The 17408-nt window shown below is 72.4% G+C and carries 11 protein-coding genes; 2 read left to right on the plus strand and 9 right to left on the minus strand.

From position 1 onward, the window contains the following. The 5 genes from E1287_RS05015 to E1287_RS05035 form a co-directional block, all read right to left on the minus strand. On the minus strand, positions 1-2674 hold a 2674-nt coding region (locus tag E1287_RS05015; RefSeq protein WP_207934018.1), incomplete at its 3' end, for a hypothetical protein. Beyond that, the gene (locus tag E1287_RS05020; RefSeq protein WP_131963629.1) at positions 2667-5564 is read right to left on the minus strand and encodes a hypothetical protein; all 2898 of its coding nucleotides are present in this window, start codon (positions 5562-5564) and stop codon (positions 2667-2669) included. The genes E1287_RS05020 and E1287_RS05015, both read right to left, overlap by 8 nt. Next, positions 5561-8329: a DUF6603 domain-containing protein gene (locus E1287_RS05025; RefSeq protein WP_131963630.1), complete on the minus strand. Its 2769-nt coding sequence runs from the start codon at positions 8327-8329 to the stop codon at positions 5561-5563. Before E1287_RS05025 ends, E1287_RS05020 begins: the two co-directional genes overlap by 4 nt. 36 nt (positions 8330-8365) lie before the next feature. Then, positions 8366-9637, minus strand: coding sequence for a hypothetical protein (locus tag E1287_RS05030; protein WP_131963631.1), 1272 nt, complete (start codon positions 9635-9637; stop codon positions 8366-8368). Positions 9638-9734: 97 nt separating this feature from the next. Beyond that, positions 9735-10712 (minus strand): endonuclease/exonuclease/phosphatase family protein, encoded by a 978-nt coding sequence (locus E1287_RS05035; protein WP_131963632.1) that lies wholly within the window; start codon positions 10710-10712, stop codon positions 9735-9737. A 557-nt stretch (positions 10713-11269) separates the two neighbouring features. Between E1287_RS05035 and E1287_RS05040 the strand changes: the two genes are divergently transcribed. Next, complete coding sequence (locus E1287_RS05040; RefSeq protein WP_131963633.1) at positions 11270-11806, plus strand: hypothetical protein; 537 nt, start codon at positions 11270-11272, stop codon at positions 11804-11806. Positions 11807-11868: 62 nt separating this feature from the next. Next, positions 11869-12360 carry a hypothetical protein gene (locus E1287_RS05045; RefSeq protein WP_131963634.1) on the plus strand — a complete coding sequence of 164 codons (492 nt, stop codon included), beginning with the start codon at positions 11869-11871 and terminating at the stop codon, positions 12358-12360. A 102-nt stretch (positions 12361-12462) separates the two neighbouring features. Here E1287_RS05045 and E1287_RS05050 read toward each other — a convergent pair whose 3' ends face one another. The 4 genes from E1287_RS05050 to E1287_RS05065 form a co-directional block, all read right to left on the minus strand. Continuing rightward, positions 12463-13656 carry a ferritin-like protein gene (locus tag E1287_RS05050; RefSeq protein WP_131963635.1) on the minus strand — a complete coding sequence of 398 codons (1194 nt, stop codon included), beginning with the start codon at positions 13654-13656 and terminating at the stop codon, positions 12463-12465. Next, positions 13653-15665 (minus strand): GMC family oxidoreductase, encoded by a 2013-nt coding sequence (locus E1287_RS05055; RefSeq protein WP_131963636.1) that lies wholly within the window; start codon positions 15663-15665, stop codon positions 13653-13655. Before E1287_RS05055 ends, E1287_RS05050 begins: the two co-directional genes overlap by 4 nt. Further along, complete coding sequence (locus E1287_RS05060) at positions 15662-16015, minus strand: hypothetical protein (RefSeq protein ID WP_131963637.1); 354 nt, start codon at positions 16013-16015, stop codon at positions 15662-15664. The genes E1287_RS05055 and E1287_RS05060 overlap by 4 nt, the downstream gene beginning before the upstream one ends. Positions 16016-16313: 298 nt before the next feature. Next, positions 16314-17351, minus strand: coding sequence for an amidohydrolase family protein (locus tag E1287_RS05065; RefSeq protein WP_165968885.1), 1038 nt, complete (start codon positions 17349-17351; stop codon positions 16314-16316). Positions 17352-17408 lie beyond the last annotated feature (57 nt).

The following is a 17408-nucleotide window of genomic DNA, read 5'->3' on the forward strand; positions in this document are numbered from 1 at the left end:
GCTCGGGGGCGGCGGGCGCGGGGAACCTCCGGCGGAAGCCGGGGATCAGGTCGTCGAGCTCCGCGTCGTGCAGGGCGCGCTCGAAGCGGTAGCCGAGGAGCGTCCCGAGGTTCTGGCCGTTGCGGACGCCGCGCAGGAGCCACCGCGCCGTCCTGGCCCGCCGGGACGTGAGGTCGACCGCCAGGGTCTGGTCGCCCTGGTGCGCGAGGAAGCCGGAGCGCAGCACGGCGGCGGTGGCGGCATGGTGCAGGGAGGGCGCGTGGATGTAGCCGTCCTGGAGCGAGAGGGCCACCGGCTCGCCGTCGGGGAGGTCCACGGTGACCGTCGGCTCGTCCGACGGCCGCAGGTCCTCGACCCAGCCGTACCCGCCGATCCGGACGCCTTCGCCGGACGGGACCGCCGCCAGCCGCTTGGCGGCGAGCGAGGTGATCCAGGCGTCCAGGCGGTGGGAGAAGACGTCGAGGACCTCCATCAGCAGCGGGCCCAGATCGTCCAGCGGCACCTTCGTCAGCGCGTCCAGGGCCTCGATGATCGTCGGCGCGAGCCGGGCGGCCTCGCGCGCCGTCTGGTGCGCCCCCGCGACGAGGTCGGGGGTACCGCCCACGTCGGGCATCCGGAGCTGCACCCACCTGTCCACGACCCCGGGGAGCGCCAGCGCCATCGCGACCGGGTCGTCGAAAGTGTCGACGGGCAGCTGGCTCCAGTTGTCGGTGATCAGCACGGCGGGAAGGAGATCCGGCGACCCGACCATGTCGAAGATGGTCTCCGGACGCTGCTCGACGAGGATCTCGCCGCTCGGCGACATCGGCCACCGTGCCAGGTACTCGTCGAGCGTCAGCTCCTCGCGGACCAGGGCGAGGGCGTCGGCGACGCGCTGCCGGCTGATCTCGAAGAGCGCCCGGTGGCCCTCCGGGTCGGGGGCGATCTGCTGCCGGAAGCGGTCGTAGTCGATCCGGGTCACGTCCGTCTCGGGGTCGCGGGCCAGGTCGGTGGTCACGTCGGTGGGCACCTGCCACCGCAGCCCGGACTCGGGCGGGACGCCGCCGACCGAGAGCACCGGTCCCGGCGCCATGCGGTCGGCGGCCTCCATCGTCGTGCGCCCGGTGTGCACGCGCCGGATCAGCATGTCGGTCGCGACCGGGAGCCGCGAGAGGATGTCCACGGCGGCCCGGTCGGCGGTACGCCCCTCCCCGACGCGCGGGATCCAGCGGGGGGCGAGCGCGGCCCGCCAGTGGTGCCGCAGCCGCAGCAGCCACTCGACGATCAGTTCCTCCGTGCCGGCGTCCTCGGCCTGGTCGTCCGGGCGCCACTCGTCCAGGCCGGCCACCGGCAGGACGCCGTAGGGCTGGCGGCCGACGCGGATCGTGGGGAGCGGGCCGCGGCTGCGGACGAACCCGGCCAGATGCTCCCGGAGCTCGCGCCACGGCCGGGGGTCGGGGAGCGAGCCGGTGTCCGGGTCGGAGCCCGGCACGTCGGGCTCCAGGGTGGCCAGGTCGAACCGTGTCGTCGCCGCCCGGCAGAACCCCTGGGCCAGCCCGCCCCACCCGATCCTGCACATCCCGGCGATGGCCCGGTCGGACACGTCGTCCGCGCCGTCGCACAGGCCGAGGAAGCGTCCGTCCGGCAGGCCGAGCGCGGCGGCCAGCGCGGCGGCCGCCGTGCCGGGCTCCAGCGCCGGGTCGTCGGGGACCGGCGGCGGGACGTCCGGCCGCGACGACCACGCCGACCGCGTCTGCGGGGTGTTGTTGGTGGGCGTGCCCGCGGGCAGGAAGGCCAGCCCGCTGTTGTAGGCGTGCCCGAGCAGCAGGTCCGCCAGCCGGGCCGCGGCCGGGCCGGGCTCCTCCTGCCGGACGCCGACCGCGATGAGCTCGTCGAGGTGCTCGACGCCGTCGGGCAGGTCCAGCATGGTCGCCATCCCGGCCCGGACGGCGGCCTCGAAGTCGACGGCCCAGTGGCGGGGCTCGGCGTCCGGGGCGAGCAGGCTCAGCGGCAGGACGTCCGGCACGCGCTCCGCCGTCGTGTCGACGACCACGGCCCCGCCGGTCAGGCCGATGAACCGCCAGTGGTCGGGCAGGGTCGTCACCCGGGGCGGGCGGCGCTCCCCGTCCGGGCGGATCTCCGGCGCCGGAGCGCCCGGACGCGTGGCGCGGACCGTCCAGGCGGCGCGGCCGGGGCTCAGCGTGGTCAGCAGCCGCTGCCAGGCGGCTTCGCCGGGCGCCGCCCAGTAGGCGCGGCCCGCCTCCGCCTCCGCCGCGGTCAGCCGGGGCTCGTGCGCGTCGATGTGCAGGTCGTCCGGGTAGACCCGCACCATGATCCGCCGCCGGTCGGGCGTGAACCGGGTCTCCAGCCGGACGGGGAGCAGCGCGATCGGCCCGCCGTTCCCGGAGCCGAACAGCGGGGCGCCCGAGCCGAGCTCCTCCGCGAGCTCCAGCAGCACGAGGTTCAGCGTGTCGCCCAGATCGGCGGCGGCCGCCCGGCGGCGGTCCTGCCCCTCCCGCTCCTGGTCGAGCTTCACCTGCGTGGGGACCCCGTGCTTGTACATGGTCATGCCCGCCACCAGGCGTTCCTCCAGCCGCCGGACCCACAGCTCGTGGTCGTCGGCGGCGGCGATCGCGGTGTCGCGGCGGAGCCGCAGGTCGTCGGCGTCGCGCCGGAGCGCGAAGACGTCAGCCACCGGGAAGCATCTCCTCGGCACGGTAGGCGAGCTGGAACGGCTGCTGGAACGCGATCCGCGCGATGTCGGCCGCGTCCCGGCCCCAGGCGGGATCGGTCCCGTTCTCCTCCCCGGGCGTGGGCGGCTCGTCTCCGACGCGGTGCGGCACGACGAAGCCGCGGCCGTCGACGGGGACGCCCGCCCAGGTCAGGTCGGACCAGTGGGTGAGCGGCGGAGGGGAGCCGGACGCCGGGACGTCGTCGAAGCCGAACCTGGTCCCGCGCATCGGCTCGCGGATGACGAACAGCCATCCGCCGGCGGCGACCTGCTCGCGCGTGGGCGTCTCGAACGCGTAGAGGTTCGTCGACTCGTCCGCCGGGACGGCGAACGCGGGCTCGATCCAGACGCCGGCGCCCTCCGGCGGGACGGTGCCGTCCTCGGCGGCCTGCACGGCGTAGATGACCGTCCCCTGGAAGCGGCGGAGCACCTCGCCCCGGACGAGCAGCGTCAGCAGCGACCTGCCGCCCATCCGGTCGTGCCCGCCCAGCGGGGTCCCGAGCGGCCAGCGCGCGATCTCGTCGATGTCGGGCGGCAGGCCCTGGTCGGGGGACGACCAGAACCGGGCGAAGGCCGTCCCGCGCTCGTCGGTCGGGTACTCCCGCCAGCGCAGCTCCCGGTTGAACTCGTCGTTCAGCCCGACCAGGAACGCCTCCACGAAGGCGGGGTTGGTCTCCAGCAGGACGACCGAGTCCTCGGGCAGGCCGCCGATGCCGGGCAGCGCCCACTCTGGCCAGCGGCGGAACAGCTCCACCGCCATCGGGACGTCGAACGACGGATGCGCCATGATCGGCCGCAGCGGGCGGGGGTCGGGGACGGCGGTCTCCTGCACCCCCGGCGCGAAGACGCTCTCCTGGACGCGCGCCAGCTGCAGCCGCACCGGCTCGATCTCCGTGCGGATGGCGTCGGCGAGCGTCGCGGCGCCCATGCCGAGGGCGCCGCCCATGTCCTGCGGGGTGTCCAGGGACACGAAGTCGGCCGTCCGGCGCAGCCCGCGCAGCCAGCCGCTGGAGACCACCGTCCGTTCGGACGTGCCCGTCTCGCCGGCGAGCGTCTGGGTCAGGTTCCCCAGCGTCGAGGTGTCCGGCGCGGTGACGGCGTCGCCGAAGCCGGCGAAGTCGGCGTGCCCGGAGTAGTCGCCGCGGACCTGGCATTGGGACAGCTCGCCGTCCATGAGCATCGCCAGCCGCCCGGCGGCGGCCGCGCCCACCGGGTCCGTCTGCCGGGTGCCGAGCGCGCTCACGTCGCCGGTGGCCTCGGTGCAGGACGCGGGCGGGCCGAGCAGCCGGGTCCCCTCCAGGCCCGCCGCCAGGGCCGCCTCCTCCTGCGGGGGCCGCTGCGCGGCCCGGGCGCTGCGCCGTGCCAGCCCGCCGCCGCGCCGGGTCAGCCGGGCGAACGCCGTGGTGAACGCGCCGCCGGGGACCGCGGTCTCGTCCACCACGTCGCCGAGCGGCTGCGGCTCGCCCGTCCGCTCAAACCCGAGCTCGATCTGCAGGGTCCCGCCGAGCGGGGCGGACAGCGATGTGAAGGCGACCTGGTCCATGGTCGTCAGGTGCTTGTCCTGGACGCGCCGCCCGCTCTCCGCCGCCAGCTCCGCGGCCGCCACCATGCGCGCGGCCTCGCGGATCGGCCCGGCCTGCTCCCAGGCCCGCGCCATCAGGAACTCCTGCTCCAGCTGGACGTAGCGGGCGCCGAGCGACGCCGCGACCCGATACCTGACCTGCAGGTTCAGCGTCGTCTGCCAGCCGGCGGCGTCCGCGCGCCGCAGCCCGGTGAAGTGGCTGCCGTACAGCGGCGGCGTCACCGGACCGACCCCTTCCGGGGGCGGACGGGTCGGATCGAACCTGCGTCCGGGAGCGTTCAGCTCGCCGAGCAGCTCGTCCATGAACGTCTCCTGGGCGGGCGACGCGGGTTCCCACACCTCGTCGGCGACCTCGGAGCCCGGGATCCGCAGCGCGCCCTGAATGCTCGCGGTGACGGACGGCGGCGTCCCCTCGGGCGGTTCGCGGTGCGGCCACGGCCGCCGCACGCTGACCGTCCGGACGCCGAAACCCTCGATGGTCGACGGGTCCACGCCGACGAGCCGCCGCGCGAGCGCCTCGAACGACCCGTCCGGGCCGGTCCGGAACCGCCACCAGTAGTACACCGGCATCTCGACCGGGGCGGCGCCCGCCGTCCACGCGGGCACGGCCGCCCGGCGCGGGTCGGCGGACCGTCCGGTCAGCCCGGCCTCGCGGCCCCCGGCCGTCGCGGGCACGACGCAGGCGACGTAGGGGGTGTCCTCCTCGAGCCGCCGCGGGCAGACCAGCCGGGCGATGACGGCGTCGGACCTGCGCCGCACGCCCGCGAGGATCCGGTTGCCGAGGTCGTCCTCGCCGGTCAGCCGCGCCTCCACGTGCGCCCACATCGCCGCCCGCGCCAGGTCGGGCTGGGCCTGGGGCGGGATCGTCACCACCGGCAGCGGGCGGCGCTCGGCGGGGACGCCCTCGTCCTCGCGCAGCACGACGAGCGCCAGCCAGGGCGGCGCGCCCGGCGGCGACAGCTGCCACGGCAGGTCGGCGTGCGCGAACTCGACGGATGCGAGCTCGTTGGTGGCCGCGTTCACGCAGCCGTCCGGCGGCTCCTGCCGCGCGACCAGGCCCCGGTCGAACCCGAACACGTCGCCGGGGCCGATCAGCGGCAGGGTGATCGCGGCGCCGGGGGCCGGGAAGGTGATCTCGTCGCCGTGGCCGCCCTCGGGGGTGGTGCGGGTCATCGTGATGGACGGACGCACCTGCGCGCGTCCGTCCGGCCCGGGGGCGGCGGAGGCGATCGCGCCGACCCGGACCGACGAGGCGAACCAGCGGCCGCTCATGCGAGCCGCACCAGGGGCTCGGCGCGCCGCCAGCGCTCCACCCGCTCGGCGGCGTCCCAGCGCCGCGCGAACGCCTCGGCCATCAGGTCGACCGCGTGCAGGCTCAGATGCGGCGGACGTTCCGGACGGTAGCCGGTCTCGTACCCGTCGGCGGCCCGCCGCGGCGCGTCCAGCGCGGCCGCGGACGGGTCGGCGGAGAACTCCAGCCCGCTGACGAACTCCCGGAACGCCTCGCCGCCGAGCCGCTCGTCCTCGGTCATGGTGAAGAACTCCGCCGGGACGAACCGGTCCGTGACAGGGTTCGGGTTCTCGACCGCCGTGCCGCCGAGGCTCGCGAAGAAGGGCCGCCACCGCTGCGGCGGGATCGGCATCCGCTGGAACCGGTCGAAGGTGACGTTCAGCGGCAGCACCGACTGCCGGGCGCACAGCACCGAGTCGGGGTGGATCAGCTCGCCGTCCGCCACCCGGGCCTTCGCGTCGGCGGTCAGCCACAGGCCCGTCCGGTCGCGGACGGGCGCCCGCGCCGACCACGCCTCGCGCTTGGCGAACGCCTCCCCGAGCCTCCGGGCGGGCAGGTCGGGATCGACCGGCGGCGGCGCCACCGCCGGCTTGGATCCCCAGGTCACGTCGAAGTCGAGCGAGATGTCCTCGAACAGCACCGAGACGCTGCCGGTGCCGAACGCGTGCCACGGCGCGGGACCCTCGAGGGTGAAGTCGAGCGCGACCCCGGCCAGCCGCTCCCCGAGCACCTTCACCGCGACCCCGGCGAACACGCGGGCCGAGAACGAGAACACCGGGTCGAAGACGAACAGCGTGTCGAGCCCGAGCCAGCCCTCCACGCCGCAGCCCGCGATCGTGGCCTCCAGGCGGACCTGCCCGCCGAACATCACCGCGTTGGACGTGACGGCGAAGTACGCCTCGGCGCGCAGCCCGAGCCCGCCGCCCAGCGCCAGCCTGAGCCGGTCGAGCTCCGGCACCCCCGGCGGCCGGACATACCGCGGATGGAACCCGCCCGCCGACAGCACGAAGTCGGCCCCGCCGCCCCGTTCGCCTTCGCCGCGGAACAGCAGGTAGATGTCTCCGGAGACCGGCACGCCCGCGATCCAGGACCCGGTCAGCGACACCAGCAGCTCCACCGACGGCACGCCCGGGTCGACCCGCCCGTACAGCTCCGCCTGCAGATGGACGATCGGCGCCTCCTTGTGCGGCAGCACGGCGAGCATCCGGCCCAGCAGCAGGAACTGCGGCGGCGCTGGCAGGTCGAGGATCACCGCGGCGGCGAGCGACACGATCCCGCCGCTCCACGTGATCCGCAGCATCGGGCCGACGACGAAGCGGCCGCGCGCCTCCGGGAACGCGGCCCCCAGCGCGTCGATGATCTCCCCGGCCCGGCGGGCCGGATCGTCGGGGAACAGCACCCGGTCGGCGTGCCCGTCGGCGACCATGCGGCGGAGCGCGTCGGCGTCCGCGCGGTGGCCGATCCCGACGATGCCGCCGACCGCGTCCACGGCGAAGCCGAGGCCGACCTGGATGCCCGGCGGCGGGAACGAGGCGCTCAGCAGCAGGAGGAACGACATTGGAACGTTCCCGGACGGCGGCCGGAGCCGTCCGACCGCCTTCACCGAGAGGGCCGCGAGATCCAGGTCGAGGACGCCGCCGTACGCGCCGGGCCCGGTCCGCTGCAGGGCGCCGCCGCCGCTGACCGGGCCGACGTCCAGGTCGACGTGCAGGCCGTCCGGGCCGACGAGCGCGCACCGGTCCGGGAGCGGGCCCACCCGGTCCCCGGCCAGCGCGATCGGCAGGTCGAGCCCGATCCGCGCCACGCCCGCCCGCAGCGGCAGCCCCCTCGGCCGGACCGCGACGGACACGCGCGCGCCGATCACGAGGTCCTGCCCCGCGAGGCGGAGCTCGATGCCCTGCTGGAGGACGTCCACTCCGGGCGATGCCCCGGGCACCGCCCTGCCGCCGCCGGACGCGGGCCCGAGCCGGACACCGTGCCTGAGCTGGATTCCGGTGGCGCCCGTCCCGGCGAAACGCAGGCCGCCCGCCCGGTCGGCGACGATCTGCAGCCCGGCCGGAGCGGTCATGAGCGGGCCGAGCAGGCCGGACAGGTCGTCCGGGACGACCGCCACGCTGAACCCCTTCAGCTCGACGCTCAGCTGGGGCGCGGCCGCCGCGACGTCGACGTCCAGCTGCGCGACGATCTTGTCCACGGCCAGACCCGGCGGGCCCGAGCGGACTGGAAGGGAACGGAACAGGAGAACCCTCATCGAACCGGACGCGTCCGGCGTCCGCACGGTCGGCGGAGCACCCGGCACGACCGTGAGATCCCAGGCGCCGGAGAAGCCGCTCGCCAGTACCTCAAGCCCCCACGGGCCGTTCTCGTGCTCGACGCGGAGGCGTCCCGTGACCACGACGTCCAGCTGAGGACCGCCGGGGACCACGGCGAGCGCCGCGCAGACGTCCCCTTGCCTGGCGACCAGGGCCAGACCGCGCTGCCCGTCCGGGCGCCGCCACCCGTGCAGCCGCAGCGGCCGCCCCGGCCCCAGGTCGCCGACCACCGACCGCAGGAACGCCATGAGCCCACCGCGCTCGCCGGGGACGGCGTTCACCGGCTGCAGCAGCCGCCCCTGCAACTCGGGCGGCGCGGTGGGATCATCCCCCAGGCCCGACAGCCCCAGCGGGTCGGCCGCGTCGGTCACCGCGCGCTCCGCCAGCGGCCACAGCAGCGCCGCGACGGCGTTCAGCAGTTCCCTGGGATTCATGATCGCGCCCTCCTCCGGCGCCGGTGGAGCGTGCGGTCACTCCTGCGGGCGTCCCGCCCCGAACCGCGTGTCGGAACCGAGCGCCACCTCCTGCGCGAAGGCGGCGTACGAGCTCGGATTGGTCAGCGCGGCGGCGGTGCTCAGATCCGCGTAGGCGCCCAGCGACGCGCCGGTGTCGGGATCGGTCGCTATGCCGAAGGTGTTGTCCCCGATCGTGGCGCCGGACCACTCGGGGACGTCGGTATCGGCCCCGAACGTGAAATGCACGGCCTCGTGAATGAGCACGGCCGCCCTGCCGTTCGGGCCGTGGAGTGTGGAGAACATGTCGCCGACCTCGGTGAGGGTGTCCTGGCGCGTCCGCGCCGCCTTCCGCATTCCCGGCGTCCACTGGAATCTGTCGGGAATGGCGTTGAGCCTCGTCTGGATCTCCTCCAGCCGGGCCTTGACCGTCGCGACGTCGATCGTCGTCTCCGTCATCGCGAAATGGTTCCTGAAAGCGGTGGCGAGGGCCGGCGTCAACGGGCCGGCCAGCGCCGTCAGCGTCCGCGCGACCCAGTCCAGAGCGACGTCGGTGGCGGGCCCGGCGTCGAGCAGCGGCAGGAGCCCCCGCCATTGGGTCACCACCTCGAACGGGTCCGTGACCGTGAACTCGAACGTCTCGGTGTTGTAGTCGTAGCGCGCGTAGATGGGCGCGAACACCGTCCTCCCGAGGCCGGGCGCGATCGGATGCCCCTCGTCGTCGACCACCGTCCTGCCGATGCGGAAGAGGTAGGCCTTCGTGCTGAACGAGCGCTGCCCCGGAATCTCGCCGTCGATGCCGGCCGTGAACGGGCCGGTCGCGTGCCAGTTCGGGGCGAACTGCTTCGGGTAGTTCGGCGACCTCGCGTTCGTCGTCCAGTCGAATCGGTTGTATTCGTCGACCTGGAAGAAATAGGCGAACCTGCTCTTGACGCCGCCTCCGGCGAACACCGCGTCCACCCACGTCCAGCCCGGCGGCAGGTCCCAGTTCGAGGCGATGTCCGCGGGCGGCGACCCGTCCGGGAGGCTGTCGGACGCGTTCAGCCGCAGGTATCGGTCGTCCTTGAAGACGTAATGGAAGGCGGCGAAGCCTCCCTGTCCCGGCAGCGCGCCGGCGAGGTCGCGGTCGAACGGGGCGGGGAGCGGGATCCGGGTGGGAGCGCCCTCGGTCACGACCCGGTCGGCCACCCAGTCGTAGGCCGCCGACCAGCCGCCCGAGAAGACCGCCGTGACATCGGGGCCCAGCGACGGCATCTTGAGAGCACCGTCGATTCTGGCGGTCGAGGACATGGCTCCCCCTCACACTCGACCGATGGCTCACCGCCAATGCCAGTATGAATTACGCCGCGAAGGCAGGGCCTGGCCAATGACGGCTTTTTAGCGCCTCTTAGCCTGATTCGGTGACGCGCATGGCGATGGGGAAGTGATCGGAGAAGCCGTCCTCATCGACTTTTTTCCCCATACCGCCGAAAGGGACCGGCCGCGGGTAGGGGCCGGTGGCCGCCGTGCCGGGGAACCTCAGGATCCGGACGGTGCCGGCGTCCGCGCGTATCGCCGCCTCCCGCCGGGCCATGTTCACGTTGACCAGGAACTGGTCGAGGAGATTCGGCTCATTGTTGAAATAGAAACTGCCGTCCGGGGTGCCGATGGCGGGCCACATCAGGTTCCACAACCGCGGCGTGTCGGCCTCGATCACGCGCCGCCGCTGCCGGGTGCTGAGCGCGTGGGTGACGAGGGACGCGTCGAACGGCTCGTCGTTGAAGTCGCCCATCGCCAGCACCGGGGTGTCGGCGCCGTGCTCCTCCAGCACCCGCTGATGGAAGAACGCGAGCGTTTCCGCGGCGATGTGCCGGTAGCCCGCCGACTCGAACGCCCCGCCGCTGCGGGACGGCCAATGATTGCCGAACACCGCCCACGTGCGGCCCTGCCGGGTGCGGAAGTTGACCTGGACGATTTCCCGCGTGGCGTTGCGCCGCATCACCACATGGAAGAACACCTGATCCGCCGGGGCCTCCAGCAGATCCGGGTCGTAGAGGAACGCCACATCGATACCGCGGGCATCGCTCGTGTCGGCGTGCACGATCGAATACCGCCGTTGCGGGAGCCGCTCGTTGACGGCGTCGGCGAGAAGGTCCAGCACGAACCGGTTCTCCACCTCGCACACGCCCAGCAAATCAGGACCGGCGCCGTCGTTCATCTGGACGATGACCGACGCGAGCTGGGCGACCTTGCGGTCCCGGAGCCGCGGCGTCCACCCGGCGATGCTGTTCTTGATCACCCGCGCCACCTTCTCGGTGCGCCGCGGCGAGTTCTCCTCGTCGAAGAGATTCTCCAGATTCCACCAAGCCGCATGGTAAGTCGGCATCGCCGGTGCCCCCAGCCCTGGATCCAGAACCATCCACTACCGAATATGAGAACACAATGTTCTAAGGGATAGAACCCTCATCGATAAGTGTTCGGTTCAGCCGGGCGCGAGCCGCTCGATTCCCGGCTTGTGGATCATCAGGACGGTGCCGCCGGCGTCCTCGCACGACCGGTTCGACACACGCGCCCCCCTCGGCACGGAACCGGCCGGACGCGTCCCGTCCCGGTTGCACGCCGCGCATCGGAACGCCTTGCGCGCCGGGATGACCGAGCGAATGGCACGGTCCTACAGGTCAGCGAGCCGCGAGGGCAGGCCGGACGCGTTCACCCCGGTCGCACCGCGCCCGCCGCACCGGAAGATCTTGCCCACCAAGATTTCGTTTTCGTTGCCTGCAAAAGGCGTAGCCCATAATCTGGATTCGCCATCACGTGACGCGGCCGCCGGTAAGGCCGACGCTTGATGGCGGTCCATTGGGTGGGTGGACTTTTATGCCCGCGTGGATGCCGAAATAGCCTGGGGAGATCATGCAGCCCGAACGGGGACCTGCTTCCAGCTCCGTGTCCGAAAATCCCGCTGATCTCGTGCGGCGCCGCGTGGTCGAGGCGGTCAGCGACTCGATGCGCTCGGTGCAGCACAGGGAACACGGTGAGCTGCACCTCTACCTCTCACTGCTGCAGGACCGGCTGCCCGTCTACGTCGGCACCGTCGCCGACCTTCTCTCCCATGTCGGACAGGCCAGCGTCCACAAGAACCTCGTGATGGTCGCGGAGGCGACCATCACTTTCTACAACGAGGTCCTGGCCGCGAAGGTGGCGGTGGTGGCCAGCCCGGCGCAGCTGGTCAGGCTGCGGCAGGTGATGGGGCCCCGCCAGCTCGGCCCCCACCAGGCCGAGAATTCGGTCGCCGCCTACCTGCGCCAGGAGCAGGAGCTGGGACGGGTGGCGGAAGAGGTGGAACCGCAGGCCGTCGCCCGCCTCCTGATCGGCGCCTGCCTCAACTGCGCCTTCACCGGCCTGCTGCTGGGCGATGACGCGGTACCGCCGCGCCACGAGTACGCCACTGGTCTAATTCACGGCCTGCGGCTATCTCCCTGATGGCCGACAGCGGCCAGGGCCGTCGGCTTGATATGACGCTGGAACGTTCGATAAATCTATAAATGTCGAACACAGCGTCATTTTCTTCCTGGGAGAAACACATGAAGTTATTACCCGGCTCGCGTCGACTGGCGGTCATCACGGGTGCGGCCGTGCTGGCCACCGCCTTGAGCGGAGCGGCCACCGCCTCCGCTCGGACCACGGAAACCGTCTGCGGCCCTGAGGTCGAACTCGGTTCCGTCGTTTACCAGATGTGCAGCGACGTCGTCCATGTGGGCGAGACGACCTACACCACCCAGCCGTTCCTGGAAGCGCGGAACCGCGGCATCTCCTACGTCGATCTGGACTTCACGCTCCAGCACTGGGACCCCGCGGCGAGCGGCTGGGCCACCGACGGCGGCGGCTCGAAGACGCTCCAGGCCGGCTCCTCGACCCGCTGGTTCAGCGGGCCGACCTTCTGGCCCTGCGGCGCCGACGCCCCCGAGCGCGGCCAGGTCGCCAGCTCCATCGGAACCGGAGACTGGGCCAACGTGGTCACCCCTGCGGCCTGCTGACCGGACCCGCTGCCGGCCGGCCCGGCCTGCTGACCGGACCGGCCCGCTGAACGAATCACCCCGCTGAACGAACCGCCCCGTCCGTCATGCCATGACCGCATGTCATGACGGGCGGGGTGCGGTCAGGGCGGACAGGTCGATGGGCTCGCCGGCGGACAGTCCGGCCGCCTCGATGCGGGCGGCGGCGTGTTCGACCGCGCGGTCGATCGTGGCCTGATCGATCTCGAACGTGGCGCTGGCGAACAGGCCCTGAGCCGCCTTCTCCGGCTTCGGGTGGGGGTTGCGATAGAGGGCCTGGCTGCGATCCCGCAGTTCGAGCATGACCGGGATGGCGTGCGCGATGTCGCGCGGCTGCCCGGTGAACCCCTTCTGCAGGTAGGCGAGCATGCCGGCGTAGGCGTCGTTGAACGCCTTCGCGTGGTGGTACACGGACTTGTCGTCGCACTCTCCGTACTCGGCGACGGTCGACGAGCCGTCGATCCGGTAGACGTCCTCCCAGGTGACGATGAGAGGCGGGCCGCTGGGACGGTCCTTCGGGAGGTCGTACGAACCGTAGAGCCGGCCCTCGGCGATCTCGTTGAACCGGAAGTAGTGCGCGACCTGGCGCTCCTCGCCGAAGATCTGGTCGTCGCTGTCCCAGATCGAGTCGCCGAGCCCCTCGCCCTGCTCGCTGACCACGCGCAGCGCCAGCAGGGCGCTCTCGCGGCCGGTGACCTTGAAGACCTCGCCGCCGGAGTTGTAGAAGTCCTCCGGCCCGACCTGGTTGCCCGGGGCGCCCGTGAAAACGCCCTCCTCGCCGTGTTCGCGGATCAGGTTGATCAGGCCCTGGCGGATGTAGGCGTAGAACTGGCCGATCGACGTCCAGCCCCTCGGGTCGGGCGGGCCGCTCAGCGACTGCGGCTGCTCGATGCGCAGGAACGTCCGCAGCGCGTCCCGGGAGAAGTGCTGGAGCGGGACGGAGATGTCCCCGGCGCTGAGCGGCAGCGTGGCCGGGTACTTCTTGACGAACTCCGGATGCGCCACGCACGGGGTGCCGCCGACCGCGTTGAGCAGGTTCGACACCAGCGTCATGTGGAGCATCTCCTCCAGCACGACGCTGCGGATGACGTAGAACGCGCTCCGGTTGGTGCCGGGACGCAACGTGTACATCGCGGTGAGGTACGGCGGGATCGTGATGTGCTCGACCTGGAGGGCGTACTGGAGGTACGTGCGGAGTTCGTCCAGGGTGGCGGGCGGCTCGAACTTCAGCTCGTGGGCATGGACGATCCGTCCGCCGGACGCGTTCTCGCTGGTCATGCCTTCACCCCCGTGGGCTGCGCGCTGGGCTGTGCGTTGGACGGCGCGCTCAGGTTGACCGGACGGTGCAGCCCGACCAGATGCCGGTGGATCGCGTCGGCGCTGCGCAGCGTCAGCGCGGCCATCGTGAGGGACGGGTTCGACGTGCCGACGGACGGCATGCTGCCGCACCCCACCGCGTACAGGTTTGGATGCTCGTGGGTGCGCTGGTCGGAGTTCACCACCGAGTCGCCGGTGCCGGTGCCCATGATGTGCGTCCCGGCGCCGTGGCCCGCTCCCCGGTAGCCGAGGTCCAGCGGCTCGGACGTCTCGTCCGGGGCGAAGGCGAAGTGGCCGACCGGGTACGTGCCGTCCGGGGCGGGCCCGTAGTCGGTGCGGTCGACGGCGCGGAGCGCGTCGAAGATCCTCATGGACACCTGCCGGGCCGCGTAGATGCCCTTCTTGACGTGCTCGTCGAGGTCGTAGGTGATCACCGGCCGGGGGTTGCCCATCGCGTCCAGGTCCCTGGGGGCGATGGTGACCGTGTTGGACGGGTTCGCGGGCTGCTCCACGGCGATCTGCAGGGAGATCTGGCGGCCGATCGTCTCGCCCAGGGACTTGCGCAGCGCGGGACCGAACTTGTCCAGCGCGGGATCGAGTTCGAGGACCTCGCCGGCGGCGTCGCCGCCGATGCGGAGCATGGCGGCGACGTTGCTGAACGGCGCGCCCATCGGCCATCCCCAGCCCCAGTTGCTGATCTCGATGCGGAAGGGCGAGCGCACCCTGCGCGCGTCGCCGAAGCGGAAGCTCTCGTAACCGGACGTGTGGCCGGGCCCGCGGAACGGCCCCACCTGGTTCCCCGACGGCATCAGCGCCCACGCGAGCATGGTCGGGTGGTCCATGAGGTTGCGCCCGAGCTGCCCGCTGTTCGGGGCCAGGCGCGAGGTCAGCATCAGGCGGGCGTTCTCGATGGCGTGGCCTGCCAGGACGACGATGTCGGCCTCCGCCGTGTACACGTCGCTGACCGGGGTCGCCGGATCCCCGTAGGCCCGGTACTCCACGCCGCGGACGTGTCCGCCCTCGCCGAGGAGCACGCGGCTCACGACGCTCCGCGTGGCGAGCGTGACCGAGTCGCTCCACTGCGCCTGCAGCCGCAGCGGCGTCCACTTCGCCTGGACGGGGCAGATCGGGACGCAGCTGGCGTTCCCGACGCACCGCTCCCCGTAGTTCGGCAGGCCCACCGCGCCCGTCGGACGGTATCCCGCGCCGCCGTCGTACTCCGGGTCGGGGGTGCTGGTCCGGGCCTGCGGCAGGGCGGTGACGTGCAGGTTGACGGTCTGGCCGCCCACGTCCTCGGTGATCGCGGTGTCGTCGATCTTGCGGAACACGTCGTCGATGTGGCTCGGCGGGATCTTGTGCATCGGGTAGCGGTAGTGCGGGTCGGAGATGACGGACGGGTCGTCGGGGTCGTCCACGTCCCGGAGCCACTCGCGCTGCTCGGCGGCGTCGCCCGCGACACCGATCTCGTGCTCGGCCCGTGCGTAGTACCGCTGCATCTCGTCGGGGTCGATGGGCCAGTCCCGCCCGTAGCCGTACAGGGTCTCGGTCTGGAAGTCGGTGGGGTGCATCCGGGGGACGGCCCCCAGCCAGTGCATCGCGGAACCGCCGAGAACGCGCAGATAGTCGGTGCCGTACGGCAGCCTCCCGTTCTGCAGGAAGTAGCCGCTGGTGCGGTACCCGTCCCCGCCGGGGATGGGCGACAGGTCGAGCACGTCCGGGGACGGCGCGGCCGCGTTGTGCCGGTACGCCGAGTTCGGCACCTTGATCGCCGCCGAGTGGAAGGTGTCGAGCGAGTCCAGGTAGCCGGGCCAGGTCTGCGTGCCGCCGTTGCCGCCCTCCAGCACGAGCACCCGCCAGCCCTGCGCGCCGAGCCGCTTGGCGACCAGGCTGCCGGACATGCCCGCGCCCACGATGATCACGTCGTAGCGGCGGCCGTCGAGCCGGCCGGGCGAGGTCACGGTGTCGGTCATGGCTGCTCCTGTCGCGTGGGCGGGGCGGCTTCGGAGGCGCCGGTGTACCACAGGTACGCGATGGCCCTGGCGGCCTCCAGCAGGGCCGGGCGCCCGTCCCAGTCCGGGCTCTGGCGCGGGGCCGCCGCCAGGATGGCGAGCAGGTCGTCGTAGTTGGACGTGCCGATCTGGCGTTTCACCGTGTCCAGGTACGACTCGGCCATTCCGGTTCCCCGCAGGTCGTAGCGGCTGAAGCCGGTGAGCACCTCCGAGAGCTCGATGAACTTCGACACGTCCTCGGACACGGCCCCCGCGGGGTCAGCGGCGCGGGTTTCTGCGCGCACGTCGTCCATCAGGAAGTTTTCCTCCATTCCAGTGGGCGTAATTCCGGGCGGAAATTTTGATCAAGACCACTGGAAAATCATTGTAGTCAAGGCGTTGTCAGAGGTGAATTGCCAACAGTGACGACCTGACGTCATTCAACGCTTACCCGGACGCTAGGGAAAAGTCGCGAGACCGCATTCCTGGAACTAGTGGATATCTGCGCAATATTCCGATTCGTACAAGCAGGGCCGCTCATGGTGGCCGGCCAGCTCGTCGTGGCGCCGACCACGGCGCGGGTACGCGGACGGCGCCTGGGCGCTGCCTGGGCGAGGCTGCCGGGGTGGCTTAGTGGAGGCGGTGGCCGGCGGCGAATGTCGCGGCCGGACGCCGGAGGACCTCAGGGTCATCGCGGGGGTCGTCGTGGTAGGTGACCAGATTGGCCGGCCGGCCCGTTGCGAAGTCCCCGGATGTGCCGTCGGTGAGCAGGTAACGGCGTGCGTTGCTGCTGGCGGCGGCGAGCGCGCTCTGCGGGGAAAGGCCCAGTTCGGTGAGGAGACGAACCTCGCGGGGCAGGTTGCCGACGACGTCGGTGCCCGCAAGGACCGTGACCTGGTGCCGGACGGCCTCGTCCAGCAGGTACGCGAGCCTCTCGCGGCGCTGAGCCAGGCGTCGCCGGCGTACGGGATCGTCGGGCGGGGCGGGCGCCAAGGCTGCGCAGAGGGTGGGCGTCCAAGCGCCGCCCTGGTCGGCCAGGGCTCGCAGCGCGTCGACGGTGAGAGCGTCGCCGTGCTCGATGGAATCCACCCCGGCCGCGACCAGGTCGGCGGCCAAGGCGGTGGTCGTGTGCGCGGCGACGCGAGCGCCCTCGGCGTGGACGGCCCGCACCAGCCGTCGAACGTCCTCGATCGCGTAGGTCGGCAGCGCCAGATGCGGACGTGTCACGCCCTGCTCAACGGCGGGGAAGTCACCGATCAGCTTCACCCATCGCGCTCCCGCAGCGATCTGGGTGCGCGCGGCTTGGACGAGGTCGTCGGCGTCCACCGGTTCGTGGAGTGCCGGGAAGTACCCGCCTGACGGGGCCAGGAATCGTCCGGCTGCCAGCAATCCGGCGCCGTCTGCGGCGACCGGCATCTGCAATGTGATGGCGCCGGGGCTGCCCATGTCGCGGATCAGGGTGATCCCCGCCTGTTGCGCGGCGCGCAGATTCTGGCCGGCCTGGGGGAGGGGCAGCGGGCGTGGGCCGGCGGCGTCACCGTCGTCGGCGATGCTCAGATGGCAATGTGCGTCGACCAGTCCGGCCAGCACGAACCGTCCGGGGAGCGGCTCGGCGTCCGCGGGCGGAGCGTCGGTCCAGCGTCCGTGCCGGTCGATTCCGCCTTCCACTGAATGGCCGTCTGGTAGTCCAACTGCGGTCACTCGCCAGGGCTTCATGGGTACTGG

Source organism: Actinomadura sp. KC06, assembly GCF_004348735.1.
GTDB lineage: Bacteria > Actinomycetota > Actinomycetes > Streptosporangiales > Streptosporangiaceae > Spirillospora.

What these genes read in the sequence shown, in the direction of transcription:
- E1287_RS05020 (WP_131963629.1), bottom strand. Translation starts at nt 5,564, where the DNA reads ATGAGCGGCCGCTGGTTCGCCTCGTCGGTCCGGGTCGGCGCGATCGCC.
- E1287_RS05030 (WP_131963631.1), bottom strand. Translation starts at nt 9,637, where the DNA reads ATGTCCTCGACCGCCAGAATCGACGGTGCTCTCAAGATGCCGTCGCTG.
- E1287_RS05045 (WP_131963634.1), top strand. Translation starts at nt 11,869, where the DNA reads ATGTCGAACACAGCGTCATTTTCTTCCTGGGAGAAACACATGAAGTTA.
- E1287_RS05060 (WP_131963637.1), bottom strand. Translation starts at nt 16,015, where the DNA reads ATGGAGGAAAACTTCCTGATGGACGACGTGCGCGCAGAAACCCGCGCC.
- E1287_RS05035 (WP_131963632.1), bottom strand. Translation starts at nt 10,712, where the DNA reads ATGCCGACTTACCATGCGGCTTGGTGGAATCTGGAGAATCTCTTCGAC.
- E1287_RS05055 (WP_131963636.1), bottom strand. Translation starts at nt 15,665, where the DNA reads ATGACCGACACCGTGACCTCGCCCGGCCGGCTCGACGGCCGCCGCTAC.
- E1287_RS05050 (WP_131963635.1), bottom strand. Translation starts at nt 13,656, where the DNA reads ATGACCAGCGAGAACGCGTCCGGCGGACGGATCGTCCATGCCCACGAG.
- E1287_RS05025 (WP_131963630.1), bottom strand. Translation starts at nt 8,329, where the DNA reads ATGAATCCCAGGGAACTGCTGAACGCCGTCGCGGCGCTGCTGTGGCCG.